The sequence below is a fragment of the Acidovorax sp. genome (assembly GCF_034519795.1).
Taxonomy (GTDB): Bacteria; Pseudomonadota; Gammaproteobacteria; order Burkholderiales; family Burkholderiaceae_C; genus Acidovorax.
In genome coordinates this window covers 245,577-260,334 of record NZ_JAXHOB010000014.1, presented here as the reverse complement: position 1 = coordinate 260,334, position 14,758 = coordinate 245,577, and the positions used below count along the sequence as shown (strand labels likewise).

At 69.0% G+C, this 14,758-nt stretch carries 13 protein-coding genes; 7 read left to right on the top strand and 6 right to left on the bottom strand.

What is annotated here, in order from left to right; translation table 11 throughout:
• Positions 1–76: 76 nt before the first annotated feature.
• Together U5N23_RS17895 and U5N23_RS17890 are read left to right on the top strand one after the other, a co-directional pair.
• On the top strand, positions 77–1,048 hold the full coding sequence (locus U5N23_RS17895) for a LysR family transcriptional regulator (RefSeq protein WP_416208629.1): 972 nt from the start codon (positions 77–79) through the stop codon (positions 1,046–1,048).
• A 219-nt stretch (positions 1,049–1,267) separates the two neighbouring features.
• Positions 1,268–2,527 carry an Hsp70 family protein gene (locus tag U5N23_RS17890; protein ID WP_322594121.1) on the top strand — a complete coding sequence of 420 codons (1,260 nt, stop codon included), beginning with the start codon at positions 1,268–1,270 and terminating at the stop codon, positions 2,525–2,527.
• A 12-nt stretch (positions 2,528–2,539) separates the two neighbouring features.
• Here U5N23_RS17890 and rsmI read toward each other — a convergent pair whose 3' ends face one another.
• Positions 2,540–3,469 (bottom strand): 16S rRNA (cytidine(1402)-2'-O)-methyltransferase, encoded by a 930-nt coding sequence (rsmI, locus tag U5N23_RS17885; RefSeq protein WP_322594120.1) that lies wholly within the window; start codon positions 3,467–3,469, stop codon positions 2,540–2,542.
• Here rsmI and U5N23_RS17880 point away from each other — a divergent pair.
• The 3 genes from U5N23_RS17880 (at position 3,469) to U5N23_RS17870 (ending at position 5,254) form a co-directional block, all read left to right on the top strand.
• Positions 3,469–3,888 (top strand): YraN family protein, encoded by a 420-nt coding sequence (locus tag U5N23_RS17880; protein WP_322594119.1) that lies wholly within the window; start codon positions 3,469–3,471, stop codon positions 3,886–3,888. The two genes, rsmI and U5N23_RS17880, sit on opposite strands and share 1 nt — an antisense overlap.
• A gap of 113 nt (positions 3,889–4,001) precedes the next feature.
• Entirely contained in the window at positions 4,002–4,607 is a 606-nt protein-coding gene (locus tag U5N23_RS17875) for an SIS domain-containing protein (protein WP_322594118.1), read from the top strand.
• Positions 4,604–5,254 (top strand): BON domain-containing protein, encoded by a 651-nt coding sequence (locus U5N23_RS17870; protein ID WP_322594117.1) that lies wholly within the window; start codon positions 4,604–4,606, stop codon positions 5,252–5,254. Before U5N23_RS17875 ends, U5N23_RS17870 begins: the two co-directional genes overlap by 4 nt.
• Positions 5,255–5,378: 124 nt before the next feature.
• On the opposite strand, the gene U5N23_RS17865 is transcribed toward U5N23_RS17870, so the two are convergent.
• From U5N23_RS17865 to U5N23_RS17850, 4 genes are all read right to left on the bottom strand, one after another.
• Positions 5,379–6,293, bottom strand: a complete 915-nt coding sequence (locus tag U5N23_RS17865) for an NAD(P)-dependent oxidoreductase (protein WP_322594116.1) — start codon at positions 6,291–6,293, stop codon at positions 5,379–5,381.
• A 91-nt stretch (positions 6,294–6,384) separates the two neighbouring features.
• Positions 6,385–7,521 carry a PilT/PilU family type 4a pilus ATPase gene (locus U5N23_RS17860; protein ID WP_322594115.1) on the bottom strand — a complete coding sequence of 379 codons (1,137 nt, stop codon included), beginning with the start codon at positions 7,519–7,521 and terminating at the stop codon, positions 6,385–6,387.
• 43 nt (positions 7,522–7,564) lie between these two features.
• Positions 7,565–8,203 carry a cyclic nucleotide-binding domain-containing protein gene (locus tag U5N23_RS17855; RefSeq protein ID WP_007855992.1) on the bottom strand — a complete coding sequence of 213 codons (639 nt, stop codon included), beginning with the start codon at positions 8,201–8,203 and terminating at the stop codon, positions 7,565–7,567.
• 226 nt (positions 8,204–8,429) lie between these two features.
• Entirely contained in the window at positions 8,430–9,473 is a 1,044-nt protein-coding gene (locus tag U5N23_RS17850; protein ID WP_007855993.1) for a type IV pilus twitching motility protein PilT, read from the bottom strand.
• Positions 9,474–9,511: 38 nt separating this feature from the next.
• On the opposite strand from U5N23_RS17850, the gene U5N23_RS17845 reads away from it, so the two are divergent.
• On the top strand, positions 9,512–10,228 hold the full coding sequence (locus U5N23_RS17845; protein WP_322594114.1) for a YggS family pyridoxal phosphate-dependent enzyme: 717 nt from the start codon (positions 9,512–9,514) through the stop codon (positions 10,226–10,228).
• 9 nt (positions 10,229–10,237) lie between these two features.
• On the opposite strand, the gene ltaE is transcribed toward U5N23_RS17845, so the two are convergent.
• The gene (gene ltaE / locus U5N23_RS17840; RefSeq protein ID WP_322594113.1) at positions 10,238–11,305 is read right to left on the bottom strand and encodes a low-specificity L-threonine aldolase; all 1,068 of its coding nucleotides are present in this window, start codon (positions 11,303–11,305) and stop codon (positions 10,238–10,240) included.
• Positions 11,306–11,488: 183 nt separating this feature from the next.
• Between ltaE and U5N23_RS17835 the strand changes: the two genes are divergently transcribed.
• Positions 11,489–14,755: an acetyl-CoA carboxylase family protein gene (locus U5N23_RS17835; protein ID WP_322594112.1), complete on the top strand. Its 3,267-nt coding sequence runs from the start codon at positions 11,489–11,491 to the stop codon at positions 14,753–14,755.
• Positions 14,756–14,758 lie beyond the last annotated feature (3 nt).

The window sequence follows — 14,758 nt, the reverse complement described above, 5'->3', positions numbered from 1 at the left end:
CGTTTGCAGCCAGTGTGCGCGTGGCGCGCTGCGCTTGGTAGTAGGATGCACCGCACATTGGATATACGTTGATTGCATGACCAAAGACGCTGTGTTCGAGCCACCAGTCTCCCGATCAGCCGGCGGTGCGTTGGGCAACCGCCTGCAGCTGATGGAGACCTTCGTGCGCATCGTCGAGGCCGGCAGCCTTTCGGCCGCGGCGGCGCAGATGCACGCCACCCAGCCCACGGTGAGCCGTCGCCTGCAGGCGCTGGAGCAATCGCTGGGGCTGCGCCTGCTGCAGCGCACCACCCACACCATGCGCCTTACGGTGGACGGGGAGCGCTGCTACCAGCGGGCCAAGGAGCTGCTGGCGAGCTGGGCGTCGTTCGAGGCCGACCTGCGCGGCGCGCAGGAGGAGCCCGAGGGCACGTTGCGCGTGGCCATGCCGCACGCCTTCGGGCAAGAGATGTTCGTGGGGCCGCTGGCGCAATTCCTGCACGTGCACCCGCGCGTCTCGGTCGAATGGCTGCTGCGGGACGACGTGCGCGATTTCATTGGCTCGGGCATCGACTGCGCCATCCAGGTCGGAGAACCGGCCGACCCGGCGGTGGTGGCCATCCGCCTGGCCGAGGTGCCGCGCATCGTGGTGGGTGCGCCGTCTCTGCTGGGGCCCGGGGGCACCGTGCCCACGGATCCGGACGGGCTGGCGGCCTTGCCCTGGCTGGCACTGCACACCTACTACCGCAGTGAGCTGGCGCTCACCCACGCCACCACGGGCGAAACGCGCCGCATCGCCTTTCGCCCGCGCGTGAGCACCGATAGCCTGTATGCCCTGCGCAGCGCGGCGAAGCTGGGGCTCGGGGCCTGCGCGGGCTCGGCCTGGCTGATGCAGCAGGAACTGGTCCAGGGGGCGCTGGTGCAGCTGGCACCCCAATGGCAGCCGGCGCCGCTGCCGATGTTCCTGATCTATCCGCATGCCCGCTTCTACCCTTCGCGCCTGCTGCGCTTCGTGTCGGCCATGCGCGAGGCGGTGCCGGCGATGATCGTGCCGCCACAGACGCACTGAGGCAGCCCCTGGTGCTGGCGCGGGGCCTGCCGGCGCCGTGGCACAATCCCGCTCCCCCTGCGCAGGGCCCGGCGGCATGATCTGCGGCAGGGAACTGCCCATTGCCGGGCCCGCTCCATGTTCCCGGGGCCGGGCAGCCTTCGCCCTGCGGCGTACTCCTGGCTGCGCGCCGCCGTCCGTCTTCCTGTTCGTTTGCTTTTTTCCCCTCCCTGACTCCCCATGCCCCTCCTGAAGGACACCACCCTCGGCATTGACTTTGGCACCTCCAACTCGGCCATGGCAGTCCGCCAGGGCCGCTCGCCGGCCCGCATGATCGCGCTGGAAGGGGAGGGCGTCACCCTGCCCACGGCGCTGTTCTTCAACGCCGAGGACCACCGCACGCACTTCGGCCGCGATGCCGTGGGCCAGTACCTGGCGGGCACCGAGGGGCGGCTGATGCGCTCGCTCAAGAGCCTGCTGGGCAGTGCGTTGCTGCAGGACAAGACGGCCGTGCACAACCAGCTCATGAGCTACCAGGACATCATCGGCCTGTTTCTGCGCATGCTGGCCAAGAAGGCCACCGAGGCCCTGGGCGCGATGCCGGGCCAGGTGATCATGGGCCGGCCGGTGCATTTTGTGGACGGTGACCCGGCGCGCGACCAGCAGGCCGAGGACTCGCTGCGCAAGGCGGCGCTGGAGGCGGGGTTCCAGAACGTGTCCTTCCAGTTCGAGCCCATGGCCGCTGCGCTCGACTACGAGCAGCGTATCGGCCACGAGTCGCTGGTGCTGGTGGTGGACATCGGCGGCGGTACATCGGACTTCACCGTGGTGCGCCTGGGGCCAGAACGCCTGGCGCTGGGCTCCGACCGCGCTGCAGACGTGCTGGCCACCACGGGCGTGCATGTGGGGGGCACCGACTTCGACCGGCGCCTGAGCCTGGAGCTGCTGATGCCCATGCTGGGCTTTCGGCACCTCGGGTCGAGCGGGCGCGAGGTTCCCAACCGCGTGTTCTTCGACCTGTCGACCTGGCACCTGATCCAGTGGCTGTATGCACCCAAGGCGCTGCGCGACGCCCAGAACCTGCGCACCGACTATGCCGACCAGCGCCTGCATGCGCGGCTGATGACGGTGCTCAACGAGCGCCTGGGCCACCGCATGGCCAACACGGTGGAGCAGGCCAAGATCGCAGCCTCGCTGTCGGATGCACCGGCCCCCATGGCGCTGGACTGGATCGAGCCCGCGCTCGACTCAGCGGTCACGCCCGAGGGGCTGGCCCGGCACCTGGCCGCGCCGCTCGAACAGGTCGTGGCCTGTGCGCAGGAGTGCGTGCAGCTCGCGGGCCTGGCGCCGCGCGGGCCGGACGCCATCTACCTCACCGGGGGCTCATCGGCATTGCGGCCGCTGCGCGAAGCGCTGCGCCAGGCGTTTCCCGAGACGCCGCAGGTCGAAGGTGACCTGTTTGGTGGCGTGGCCGCGGGGCTGGCCGTCTCGGGGCGCTGACGAACAAGCGCCTTAGGCGTCGCTGTCTGGCGCGTTCTTCTTCCAGCCCAGTGCCGTGTCGTAGAGCACGTTGCGCGAGGTTCCGGTGATTTCCGCGGCCAGGCGCACCGCCGTCTTCAGCGGCAGCTCGGCCAGCAGCAGGCGCAGCACACGCAGGCTTTCACCGTCATCGGCGGCCACGGGCACCGGATGCAGCAGCACCACGAATTCTCCGCGCGAGCGCTGGGGCGATCCTTCCAGCCAGGCGCTGAGCGCCTGCGCAGGCTGGGTTACCACCTCTTCGAACTGCTTGGTCAGCTCGCGTGCCAGGGTCACCGGGCGCTCTCCCAGCACCGCAAGGGCCTGCGCCAGCTCGCCGATGCGGTGGGGTGCTTCGAGCAGCACCACGCAGCGCGGCTCGCCGGCCAGTTGGCCAATGGTGCTGGCGCGCTCGGCGTTCTTCACCGGCAGGAAACCCGCAAACACGAAACCGCCATGTTCGGCGCTGTGTGCCACGGCGCCGGCCACGCTCAGGGCGGTGGTGATGCTGCTGGCGCCCGGCAGCGGCAGGGCACGCAGGCCCGCCGCCTGCACAGCGGCCACGAGCCGGGCGCCGGGGTCGCTCACGCCGGGCGTGCCGGCGTCGCTCACATAGGCCACGCGCTGCCCCTGCTGCAGGCGCTGCACCACGTTCTGCGCGGCCTCGGCCTCGTTGTGCTGGTGCACGGCGAGCAGCTGCGACGTGTTCTTGTCGATGCCATAGGCGCGCAGCAGGGACTGGGTATGGCGCGTGTCCTCGCAGGCCACGGTGTCGGCCAGTTGCAGCACGTGCAGGGCCCGCAAGGTGATGTCGGCCAGATTGCCGATGGGCGTGGCCACCACGTACAGGGCCCCCTGCGGATAATGCTGCGCAGCCGCCGCATCGCGTGCGGCATCGAGAGCGGAAGCGAAAGAGGCGCTCAATGAAATTCCTTGGATTTGGACGAAAGCAGGCGGTTGGGGCGCCGGCGCCCGCCGCCGGCGGTGGCACCACGCGGGCGCAAGGCAATGCGGCGGAAGACCGCGCCCTGGCGCATCTGCAGTCTGCCGGCCTGCAACTGCTCACGCGCAATTATCGGACGCCCGGGCGCGGCGGGGGCGAGATTGACCTCGTGATGTGCGAGCGCGACGGCACCACCGTCTTCGTGGAGGTGCGCAGCCGTGCCAGCCAGGCCTTTGGCGGCGCGGGCGGCAGCATTGGCACGGTCAAGCAGCGGCGCATCGTTCTGGCGGCGCGCCACTACCTGATGCGGCTGGCATCACCACCGCCCTGCCGTTTCGACGTGGTGCTGGTGGAGGAGCAGCAGGTGCAATGGCTCAAGGCGGCGTTCGATGCCGGCTAAATCCCCAGGTTCCACCACCACCTCCTGGCTTGCAAGGCCCTGCACAGCCTAAACCCTTTGCTACAAAATTTGCGGCAAAAGCTGTAACACGCGGCGGGTATCATCGGGCCTCCATGCTTGAGCAACGCATCCAACAGCACTTCATCGACAGCGCCGACCTGAAATACCAGGCGGCCCAGACCCTGAGCACACCCATCGCGGCGGCAGTGCATGCCATGCTGGCCTGCGTGACCAGCGGCGGCAAGGTGCTGGCCTGCGGCAATGGCCCCTCGGCGGCCGAGGCACAGCAGTTCGCCGCCTTCTTCGTGGCCGGCTTCGAGCGCGAGCGCCCCGAACTGGCCGCCCTGGCCCTCACGGCCGACAGCACCCTGCTGACGGCCGGGCCGGCCGGCGCCCAGGACCAGGGTTCCCAGCAGTTTGCCCGCCAGGTGCGGGCACTGGGCCAGGCGGGCGACCTGCTGCTGGCCTTGTCGGTCAGCGGCAACGACGCCAACCTGCTGTCCGCGACCGAGGCCGCGCACGAGCGCGATATGACCGTGGTGGTGCTCTCTGGCCGCAACGGGGGGCAACTGGCGGCCGCGCTGCGCGAGACCGACGTGCTGATCAGCGTGCCGCATGACCGCGCCGCCCGCGTGCGCGAGGTCCACGCCCTGGTGCTGCACTGCCTGTGCGACGGTGTGGACGCCCAGTTACTTGGTGAACAGGAGATACCGCTATGAAGCAAACCGTGAACCGTACCCTTTGCACGGCCCTGGCCGCTGCCGCCCTGGCAGCCGGCCTGTCGGCCTGTGCCCCGCTGATCGTGGGGGGCGCCGTGGTGGGCAGCATGATGGCCGTGGACCGCCGCACGACGGGCACCCAGGTCGAGGACGAAGGCATCGAGCTGCGTGCCGCCAACCGCATCCGCGAGGCACTGGGCGACCGTGCCCATGTGAACGTGACCAGCTATAACCGCCAGGCCCTGTTGACCGGTGAAGTGGCCAGCGCCCAGGACCGCGAGACGGTCGAGCGCATCGTGACCGGCGTGGAGAACGTGCGCTCGGTGGTCAATGACCTGGCCGTGATGCCCAACACCTCGCTGGGCCAGCGCTCCAACGACACCGTGATCACCGGCAAGGTGCGCGCCAGCTTCGTGGACGCGGCCGACATCTCGGCCAACGCCTTCAAGGTGGTGACCGAGCGCAACATCGTCTACCTGATGGGCCGCGTCACCCAGCGCGAAGCCGGCCGCGCCACCGAAATCTCCCGTGGCGTGAGCGGCGTGAGCAAGGTCGTGCGCGTGTTCGAAATCGTCACCGAAGAAGAGCTGCGCCGCAACACGCCGGCACCGGTCACTACCGACACCGCGCCTGCTCGTTCGCTCTGACCTCGGTTTGGGGCATGGCATTTGAAACGGGCACTGCCCAAGCCAGTGCCCCCGTGCAAGGGCCGCCCCGCCGCACCGGGGGCGTCCCCCTAAGGGGGAAGGCGCGCAGCGCCTCAGGGGGAGCCTATTTCAAGCGTTTGATGAGGCTCGACGTATCCCAGCGGTTGCCGCCCATGCCCTGCACGTCGGCATAGAACTGGTCCACCAGTGCGGTGACCGGGACGCGTGATCCGTTGCGCCGGGCCTCGTCGAGCACCAGGCCCAGGTCCTTGCGCATCCAGTCCACGGCAAAGCCGAAGTCGAACTGGCCATCCACCATGGTCTTGCCGCGGTTGTCCATCTGCCAGCTCTGGGCAGCGCCCTTGCCGATCACCTCCAGCACCTGCTTCATGTCCAGGCCGGCATTCTGGCCAAAGGCCACGGCCTCGGACAGGCCCTGCACCAGCCCGGCGATGCAGATCTGGTTGACCATCTTGGCCAGTTGGCCCGAGCCGCTGGCGCCCAGCAGCGTGAAGGCGCGTGCAAACGCCAGGGCCACGGGGCGGGCAGCATCGAAGGCCGCGGCATCGCCACCGCACATCACCGTGAGCTGGCCGTTCTGTGCGCCGGCCTGGCCGCCCGACACCGGCGCGTCGACGAACTGCAGGCCTGCAGCCCGGGCTGCGGCATACAGCTCGCGCGCCACCTCGGCCGAGGCCGTGGTGTGGTCCACGAAAATGGCGCCGGTCTGCATGCCGGCGAAGGCACCGTCGGCACCCAGGGTGACGGAGCGCAGGTCGTCGTCATTGCCCACGCAGCAGAACACGAGGTCGGCGCCGGCCGCAGCTTCGCGCGGGGTGGCGGCATGGCGCGGCGCCTTGCTGGTGGCGAACTCCTCGCACCAGGCGGCCGACTTGGCCGCGGTGCGGTTGTACACGGTGACTTCGTGCCCGGCCAGGGCCAGGTGGCCGGCCATGGGGTAGCCCATGACACCCAGGCCCAGGAAGGCGACCTTGAGCGAAGGGGTTGCGTCGTAGCTGCGGGGATGGGTGCTTGGCATGGGAGGGAAGGGGGGCTGGTCGGGAAGAAAAAAAGCCCGCCCAGAAGGGCGGGCGAGAGTGTGTGCGGTGGGTTCCGTGGCGGTCCGGGCGTCAGACGATCGCGAAATGCTCGGTGCCCGAGGCCAGGTCGGGTGACTTGGCGCGCTGGCTGTTGAGCTTGATCTGCAGCCGCAGGTCGTTGAGCGAGTCGGCGTTGCGCAAGGCGTCCTCGTAGCTGATGACGTTGGCTTCGTAGGCGTCGAACAGGGCCTGGTCGAAGGTCTGCATGCCCAGGTTGCGGCTCTTCTTCATGATCTCCTTGATCTCGTGGACATCGCCCTTGAAGATCAGGTCGGAGATCAGCGGGGTGTTGAGCATGATCTCCACGGCGGCGGCACGGCCCTTGCCGTCCTGCTTGGGGATCAGGCGCTGGGAGACCAGGGCGCGCAGGTTCAGCGACAGGTCCATCAGCAGCTGGGCACGGCGCTCTTCGGGGAAGAAGTTGATGATGCGGTCCAGTGCCTGGTTGGCGCTGTTGGCGTGCAGCGTGGCCAGGCACAGGTGGCCGGTTTCGGCAAACGCCACGGCGTGCTCCATGGTCTCGCGGTCGCGGATTTCGCCCATCAGGATCACGTCGGGGGCCTGGCGCAGCGTGTTCTTGAGCGCGGCCTCCCAGGTGTCGGTATCGAGGCCCACCTCGCGCTGCGTGACCACGCAGTTCTTGTGCGGGTGCACGAATTCGATGGGATCTTCCACGGTGATGATGTGGCCGAACGTGTGTTCGTTGCGCCAGTCCACCATGGCGGCCAGCGTGGTCGACTTGCCCGAGCCCGTGGCACCCACCAGGATGCACAGGCCGCGCTTGGTCATCGTCACTTCCTTGAGCACCTGCGGCACGCCCAGGCCATCAATGGTGGGCAAGGTGAGGGGAATCGTCCGCATCACCATGCCGACCTTGCCCTGCTGGATGAATGCATTTACCCGGAAGCGGCCGATGCCGGCGGGCGAGATCGCGAAATTGCACTCCTTGGTGCGCTCGAAGTCGGCCACCTGCTTGTCGCTCATGACGGCGCGCGCCAGCGTGAGCGTGTGGGTGGGGGTCAGCGGCTGGGGCGACACCTTGGTCACCTTGCCGTCGACCTTGATGGCCGGTGGAAACTCTGCCGTGATGAACAAGTCGCTGCCATTGCGGCTGACCATCAGCTTGAGCAGGTCGTTGATGAATTTACTGGCCTGATCGCGTTCCATCAGAGTTTCTCCCTTGGGGTCCTGGTCTGCCGGACGGTCGTTGTCATTTCTGGTTGCCGTCGCTCAGGCGGGCACTCACCACGCGCAGGCGCAACGACAGTTTGCGGGCCAGCAGGGCAATCAGGCTGGCCGCGAGCTGGGGGTCCTTGGACATCATGTCGTCCATGGCCTCGGCGCTCAGCACGGCGATCTCGCAGTCGGTGAGCGTGGTGCAGGCCGAAAAGCGGATACCGCTGTCCAGCAGCGACATTTCTCCCAGGATGTCGCCGGGCCGCGTTTCGGCCAGGCGCAGGTGCTCGCCCCAGGGCTGCACGCGGTCCACGGCAATGGTGCCGGTGAGCAGCACCACCATGAAGTTGCCGTATTCGTCCTGGCGGATCACGTCGCGGTTGGAGGGGATGGCGGCAAACTCGAAAAAGCGCTCCATGCGCTCCACGGCATCCTTGTCCAGGTGCGCCATGTACTTGTCCTTGGCCCACAACCCCTGCAGCAGCTTGCCGCCGCGGCTCGTGGGCAGGCGCTTGGCGCCCACTTCCACGGCGCGGGCCTCCCACGGCACCAGCATGGAATCGTCCACGCCCTGGCCGGCAAAGGCCGTGGAGAACAGCACGGAATCGGTGTTGTCCTCCGCCGGCTTGTTGCCGATCGACTTCATGCGCAGAAGGCCGAGAATGCCTTTCATAGTGTGCTCCGTAGTGCGGCGCGCTGCGCCGCCGTGTCATCTGTCAATGTGGGGAAATGGCGGCCTTGGCTGGCCTGCGAATGCCCCATTGTGCTGCGTGTTCTCCCGCCGCGCATGAAACCGGCGCGGCCTGGGCCAGTGGCCGCCGCGCAAGGGCCGCCCCGCCGCGCTGGCGGCGTCCCCCTTGAGGGGGAAGGCGCGAAGCGACTCAGGGGGCGCTTCATGGTCACCCGGGGAAGTTTTCCGGAATCTTCGCCTTGCCGCGGGCTTCGGCCGGGCTGATGATGTTGCGGCGCACCATGTCGGTGAGGTTCTGGTCCAGCGTCTGCATGCCCACGCTGTTGCTGGTCTGGATGGTGGAGTACATCTGCGCCACCTTGGCCTCGCGGATCAGGTTGCGGATGGCGCTGGTGCCCAGCATGATCTCGTGCGCGGCCACGCGGCCGGAGCCATCCTTGGTCTTGCACAGGGTCTGCGAGATCACGGCCTGCAGCGATTCGGAGAGCATCGCGCGGACCATTTCCTTTTCTTCGGCGGGGAACACGTCGATGATCCGGTCGATGGTCTTGGCGGCGCTGGAGGTGTGCAGCGTGCCGAAGACCAGGTGGCCGGTTTCTGCCGCCGTCATGGCCAGGCGGATGGTTTCCAGATCGCGCATTTCACCCACCAGGATGGCGTCCGGGTCTTCGCGCAGCGCAGATTTCAGCGCGGCGGCGAAGGACAGCGTCATCGGGCCGACTTCGCGCTGGTTGATCAGGCACTTCTTGGATTCGTGGACGAATTCGATCGGGTCCTCCACCGTGAGGATGTGGCCGTACTCGGTTTCGTTGAGGTAGTTGACCATGGCCGCCAGCGTGGTGGACTTGCCCGAACCCGTGGGGCCGGTCACCAACACCAGGCCGCGCGGCTTCAAGGCCAGGTCGCCGAAGATCTTGGGCGCGTTGAGCTGCTCCAGCGTCAGGATCTTGCTCGGAATGGTCCGGAACACGGCCGCCGCGCCCCGGTTCTGGTTGAAGGCGTTGACGCGGAAGCGGGCCAGGCCTTCGATTTCGAACGAGAAGTCGACTTCCAGGAACTCCTCATAGGTCTTGCGCTGGGAGTCGCTCATGATGTCGTACACCATGCCGTGGACCGTCTTGTGGTCCAGCGCGTCCACGTTGATGCGGCGCACGTCCCCGTGGACCCGGATCATGGGCGGCAGGCCTGCCGAGAGGTGCAGGTCGGAAGCCTTGTTCTTGACGCTGAACGCCAGCAGTTGGGTAATGTCCACGGGATCCCCTCAATCGTTTGGTACGCTTGCCAATCATTATGACCACGATTGATAACAACCTCCAACAGGTTATGGGCAGGATTGCACAGGCCTGTGCCGCCGCCGGGCGCGATCCGGCAGCGGTGTCGCTGCTGGCGGTTTCCAAGACCTTCGGGGCCGATGCGGTGGCCGAGGCCGTGGCGGCGGGTCAGCGCGCCTTTGGCGAAAACTATATCCAGGAGGGGGTGGAGAAGGTGGCGGCCCTGCGCCAGCTATCGCCCGCCAGCCTGCAATGGCACTGCATCGGGCCCATCCAGAGCAACAAGACGCGCCTGGTGGCCGAACACTTCGACTGGGCGCACACGGTCGACCGGCTGAAGATCGCCGAGCGCCTGTCGGCCCAGCGCCCGGAACACCTGGCACCGCTGCAGGTGTGCATCCAGGTCAACGTGGACGGCGGCGCGACCAAGGCCGGTGTGCCCCCGCAGGAGGCCCTGTCCCTGGCGCAAGCTGTGGCGAAACTGCCACGGCTCACGGTGCGTGGCCTCATGAGCATCCCCGATCACGCCCCGGACTTCGAGACGCAACTGGAGTTGCACCTGCGCGCCCAGCGCCTGTTCCAGCAGATCCAGGCCAGTGGGCTGCCGGGCCTGGACGCTCTCGACACCCTGTCGATGGGCATGACGGCCGACCTCGAAGCCGCCATCCATGCCGGCAGCACCCTGGTCCGGGTCGGAACCGGCATCTTCGGCGGGCGGGTCTACCCCACCGCCTGACGCAGCGACTCAGCCGCCGGTGAAGATGGCCACGCAATCGAGCGCGGCCTTGATGTCGGCATCGCCGACGTCCAGGTGGGTCACCCAGCGCAGCCGGGTCTGGCCCGCGTAGAGGCCGCTGGTCACGCGCACGCCGTGCTGGGCCAGCCAGGCGGTGAAGGCGGGGGCCACGTCCGTGTGCAGGTCGGTGAACAGGATATTGGTCTGCCAGGGGTGCACGGTGATCTTGCCGCGCAGCACCGGGTGGCTGCGGTTGGCCTCGGCCAGGCCTTCGGCCAGCCGGGCCAGCCGGGCGTGGTCGTCGGCCATGCGGCGCACGTGGTGCTCCAGCGCATAGCGGCCGGCCGCGGCCAGCACGCCGGCCTGGCGCATGCCGCCGCCCAGGATCTTGCGCGTGCGCCGCGCCTGGCGGATGAAATCGTGGCTGCCCAGGACCAGCGAACCGATGGGGGCGCCCAGGCCCTTGCTCAGGCACAGCGAGGCCGAGTCGAAGTGGCTGCAAAGCGTGCGGACCTCGTCGTACACGTCGGTGCCAGCCTTCGCCGCATTGGCCGTTGCCGCGTTGAACATGCGTGCGCCGTCCAGGTGCATGGCCAGGCCACGCTGGCGCGCCAGGGCCGAGACCTCGGCGACGTAGGCCGGCGGCAGCACCTGGCCGCCCGTGGTGTTCTCCAGCACCACCAGGCGGGTGCGCGCGAAGTGCGGGTCGTCGGGCTTGATGGCGGCGGCGATGTCGGTCAGGCGCAAGGTTCCGTCGGGCTGGGTTTCCACGGGCTGGGGCTGGATGGAGCCCAGCACCGCCATGCCGCCGGCCTCCCAGCGGTAGGTGTGCCAGCTCTGGCCGACGATCGCCTCGTCACCGCGCTGGCAATGGCCCCACAGGGCGATCAGGTTGGTCTGCGTGCCGGAGGGCGCGAACAGCGCGGCCTCGAAGCCGAGCAACTGTGCCGCGTATTCCTGCAGCGCGTTCACGGAGGGGTCGTCGCCAAACACATCGTCGCCCAGCGGGGCATCGAACATGGCCGCCCGCATGGCGGGCGTGGGCTGGGTGACGGTGTCGCTGCGAAAGTCGGGCATGGGGCTTCTCGGAGGCTGTGGAAATGCAGGGCATGGTAGCGGGCGCCGATGGCGGGCGGAATCTTGGGGGTTAATGCGCAGGGGCCGTTGTCCCCTGCGTACCAGCTGCGGCGCGCAGCGCGCGCCAGAATGCCGGGCCACTTGCCAGACCGGAAAGCCCCCATGCCGTCAGCCCCTTCCCCGATGTTCCACAAAGTCCTGGTCGCCAACCGCGGCGAGATCGCTCTGCGCACCGTGCGCGCCCTGCAGGACCAGTCCATCACCAGCGTGGCCGTGTACGCGCAGGACGATGCCCAGGCGCCCCATGTGCGCGCGGCCGGCACCGCCGTGGCCCTCGGGGCCACAGGCCCGGCGGCCTATCTGGATGGCGCGAACCTGATTGCCATCGCGCGCGCCCAGGGCTGCGATGCCGTTCACCCAGGCTATGGTTTCCTGAGCGAGCGCGCCGATTTCGCGATGGCCTGTGCCGAGGCCGGTCTGCGCTTCATCGGCCCCACGCCTGAACAACTGGCACTGTTCGGCGACAAGGCCCGGGCGCGCGCACTGGCACTGCGCTGCGGCGTGCCGCTGATGCCGGGCACGCAGGGCGCCGTCACGCTGCAGGAGGCGCAGCAGTTCTGGCAGGCGCAGGGCGGCGCGGGCATCGTGATCAAGGCCATCGGCGGTGGCGGCGGGCGCGGCATGCGCGCCGTGCAGTCCGCCGATGAATTGCCGGCTGCCTATGCGCGCTGCCGCAGCGAGGCGCTGGCCGCCTTCGGCGTTGATGGCGTCTACGTCGAACGGCTGATGACCGGGGCGCGCCACATCGAGGTGCAGGTGCTGGGCGACGGGCGCGAGGCGATGTCCCTGGGCGAGCGTGAGTGCACGCTGCAGCGGCGCTTCCAGAAGGTGGTGGAGGTGGCGCCCAGCCCCTCGCTGCCCGCACCGCTGCGCGAACGCATCGTGGCGGCAGCGCTTGCCATGGCGCGCGCGGTGGCGTACGAGGGGCTGGGCACCTTCGAGTTCCTGGTGGACCTGGCGTCCGAGGCGCTGCCCTTTGTCTTCATCGAGGCCAACCCGCGCCTGCAGGTGGAGCACACCATCACCGAGGAGGTCACGGGCGTGGACCTGGTGCAGACCCAGATCGCGCTGGCCGCGGGCCAAAGCCTGCGCGATCTGGGGCTCGACCCCGGTGCGCCGCCCGTGGTGCAGGGCTTCGCCATGCAGTGGCGTATCAATGCCGAAACCCTGGATGCGCAGGGCGGTGCCGTGCCGGGCAGCGGCCCGCTCACGCGCTTCGATCTGCCGGCCGGCCCGGGCATCCGCGTGGACACGCATGGCGTGGCGGGTGCCGCCCCCTCGCCGCACTACGACACGCTGCTGGCCAAGCTCATCGTGCACACGCGCAGCCCCCGGTTTGCCGATGTGCTGCGCCGTTCCCAGCGTGCGCTTGCCGAATGCCGCATCGGTGGCGTGGCGACCAACCTGGCGCTGCTGCGCGCGCTGGCCGCGCGGCCTGAGATGGAAAGCCAGCAGGTGCACACGCGCTGGCTGGAGACGGTGCTGCCCGAACTGCTGGATGCGGCGGGCCACTTGGCGGATGAACCCCTGGCTGCGGCCGCTGGTCACGAGGCTGCGCAGCCAGAACCCGCGCCCGAAGGCGCGGTGCTGGCACCCATGCCTGCGCGGCTGGTGCAACTGTCGGTGGCCGAGGGCGACGCGGTGGCCGCAGGTGCCGAGCTGGCTGTGCTTGAAGCCATGAAGATGGAGCATGTGCTACAGGCGCCGCATGCGGGCCGGGTGCGTGCGCTGCTGGCCGTGCCGGGCGGCTACCTGGTGCAGGGGCAGCCGCTGCTGGTGCTTGACGCAGCGGAGGGCGCGCAAGCGGTGGTGGAGGAGGGTGCTGCGGCGCAGGGCGCCGACCACGTCCGCTCCGACCTGCAGCGTGTGCTCGACCGCCATGCCTTCACACTCGACGCCGCGCGCCCCGAGGCCATGGCCAAGCGCCACGCCCAGGGCGGGCGCAGCGCGCGCGAGAACATTGCCGACCTGTGCGACGAGGGCAGCTTCATCGAATACGGCGCGCTGGCCATCGCTGCGCAGACGCGCCGGCGCAGCCTGGAAGACCTGGTCGCCAACACCCCGGCCGATGGCATGGTCACGGGCATCGGCGGCATCAACGGTGCCGACTTCGGGCCCGAGAAATCGCGCGCGGTCGTCCTGTCCTACGACGCCACGGTGCTCGCCGGAACGCAGGGCGCGCGCAACCATGCCAAAACGGATCGCATGCTGGGCATTGCCATGGCGCAGAAGCTGCCCGTGGTGCTGTTCGCCGAAGGCGGCGGGGGCCGGCCCGGGGATACCGACATGCCGGTGGTGGCCGGGCTGCACGTGCACACCTTTGCCAGCTATGCCGCGCTGTCGGGCCAGGTGCCCGTGGTGGGCATCGCCACAGGGCGCTGCTTTGCCGGCAATGCGGCGCTGCTCGGTTGCAGCGACGTGGTCATCGCCACGCGCAGCAGCAACATCGGTATGGGGGGGCCCGCCATGGTCGAGGGCGGGGGGCTCGGCGTGTTCAAGCCCGAGCAGATCGGCCCGAGTCGCGTGCAGCACGCCAATGGCGTGATCGACGTGCTGGTGGAGGACGAAGCCGGCGCGGTGCATGCGGCGCGGCACTACCTGTCGTTCTTCCAGGGGCGCCTGGCGCAGTGGTCGGCGCCCGACCAGCACCTGCTGCGCAGCGTGGTGCCCGAGAACCGGCTGCGCGTGTACGACACGCGCGCCGCCATGGCGGGCCTGGTGGACGAAGGCAGCCTGCTGGTGCTGCGCACCGGCTTCGGCGCCGGCATCCACACGGCGCTGGCGCGCATCGAGGGGCGCCCTGTGGGGCTGCTGGCCAGCAACCCGTTGCACCTGGGCGGCGCCATCGATGCCGATGCGGCCGACAAGGGTGCGCGCTTCATGCAGCTGTGCAATGCCCACGGCCTGCCCCTGGTGAGCCTGGTGGACACGCCCGGCTTCATGGTCGGCCCTGAGGTGGAGGCCACGGCCCAGGTGCGCCATGTGAGCCGCCTGTTCGTCACCGCCGCGAGCCTGCGCGTGCCCTGCTTTTGCGTGGTGCTGCGCAAGGGCTATGGGCTGGGCGCCATGGGCATGGCGGCGGGGGGCTTTCACGCTCCCGTGTTCACCGTGGCCTGGCCCACGGGCGAGTTCGGTGCCATGGGGCTCGAAGGCGCCGTGCGCCTGGGCTTTCGCAAGGAACTCGAAGCCGTGCCCGAGGGCGCGGAGCGCAACGCCTTGTTCCAGAAGCTCGTGGCGCGCCAGTATGCCAACGGAGAAGCGATGCACATGGCCGCCACGCTGGAGATCGACGCCGTGATCGACCCGGCAGAGACCCGCGCCTGGCTGGCGAGGGGGCTGGCATCGGCCCAGGTCGCGCCCATGGGGCACCGCTTTGTCGATACCTGGTAGCCG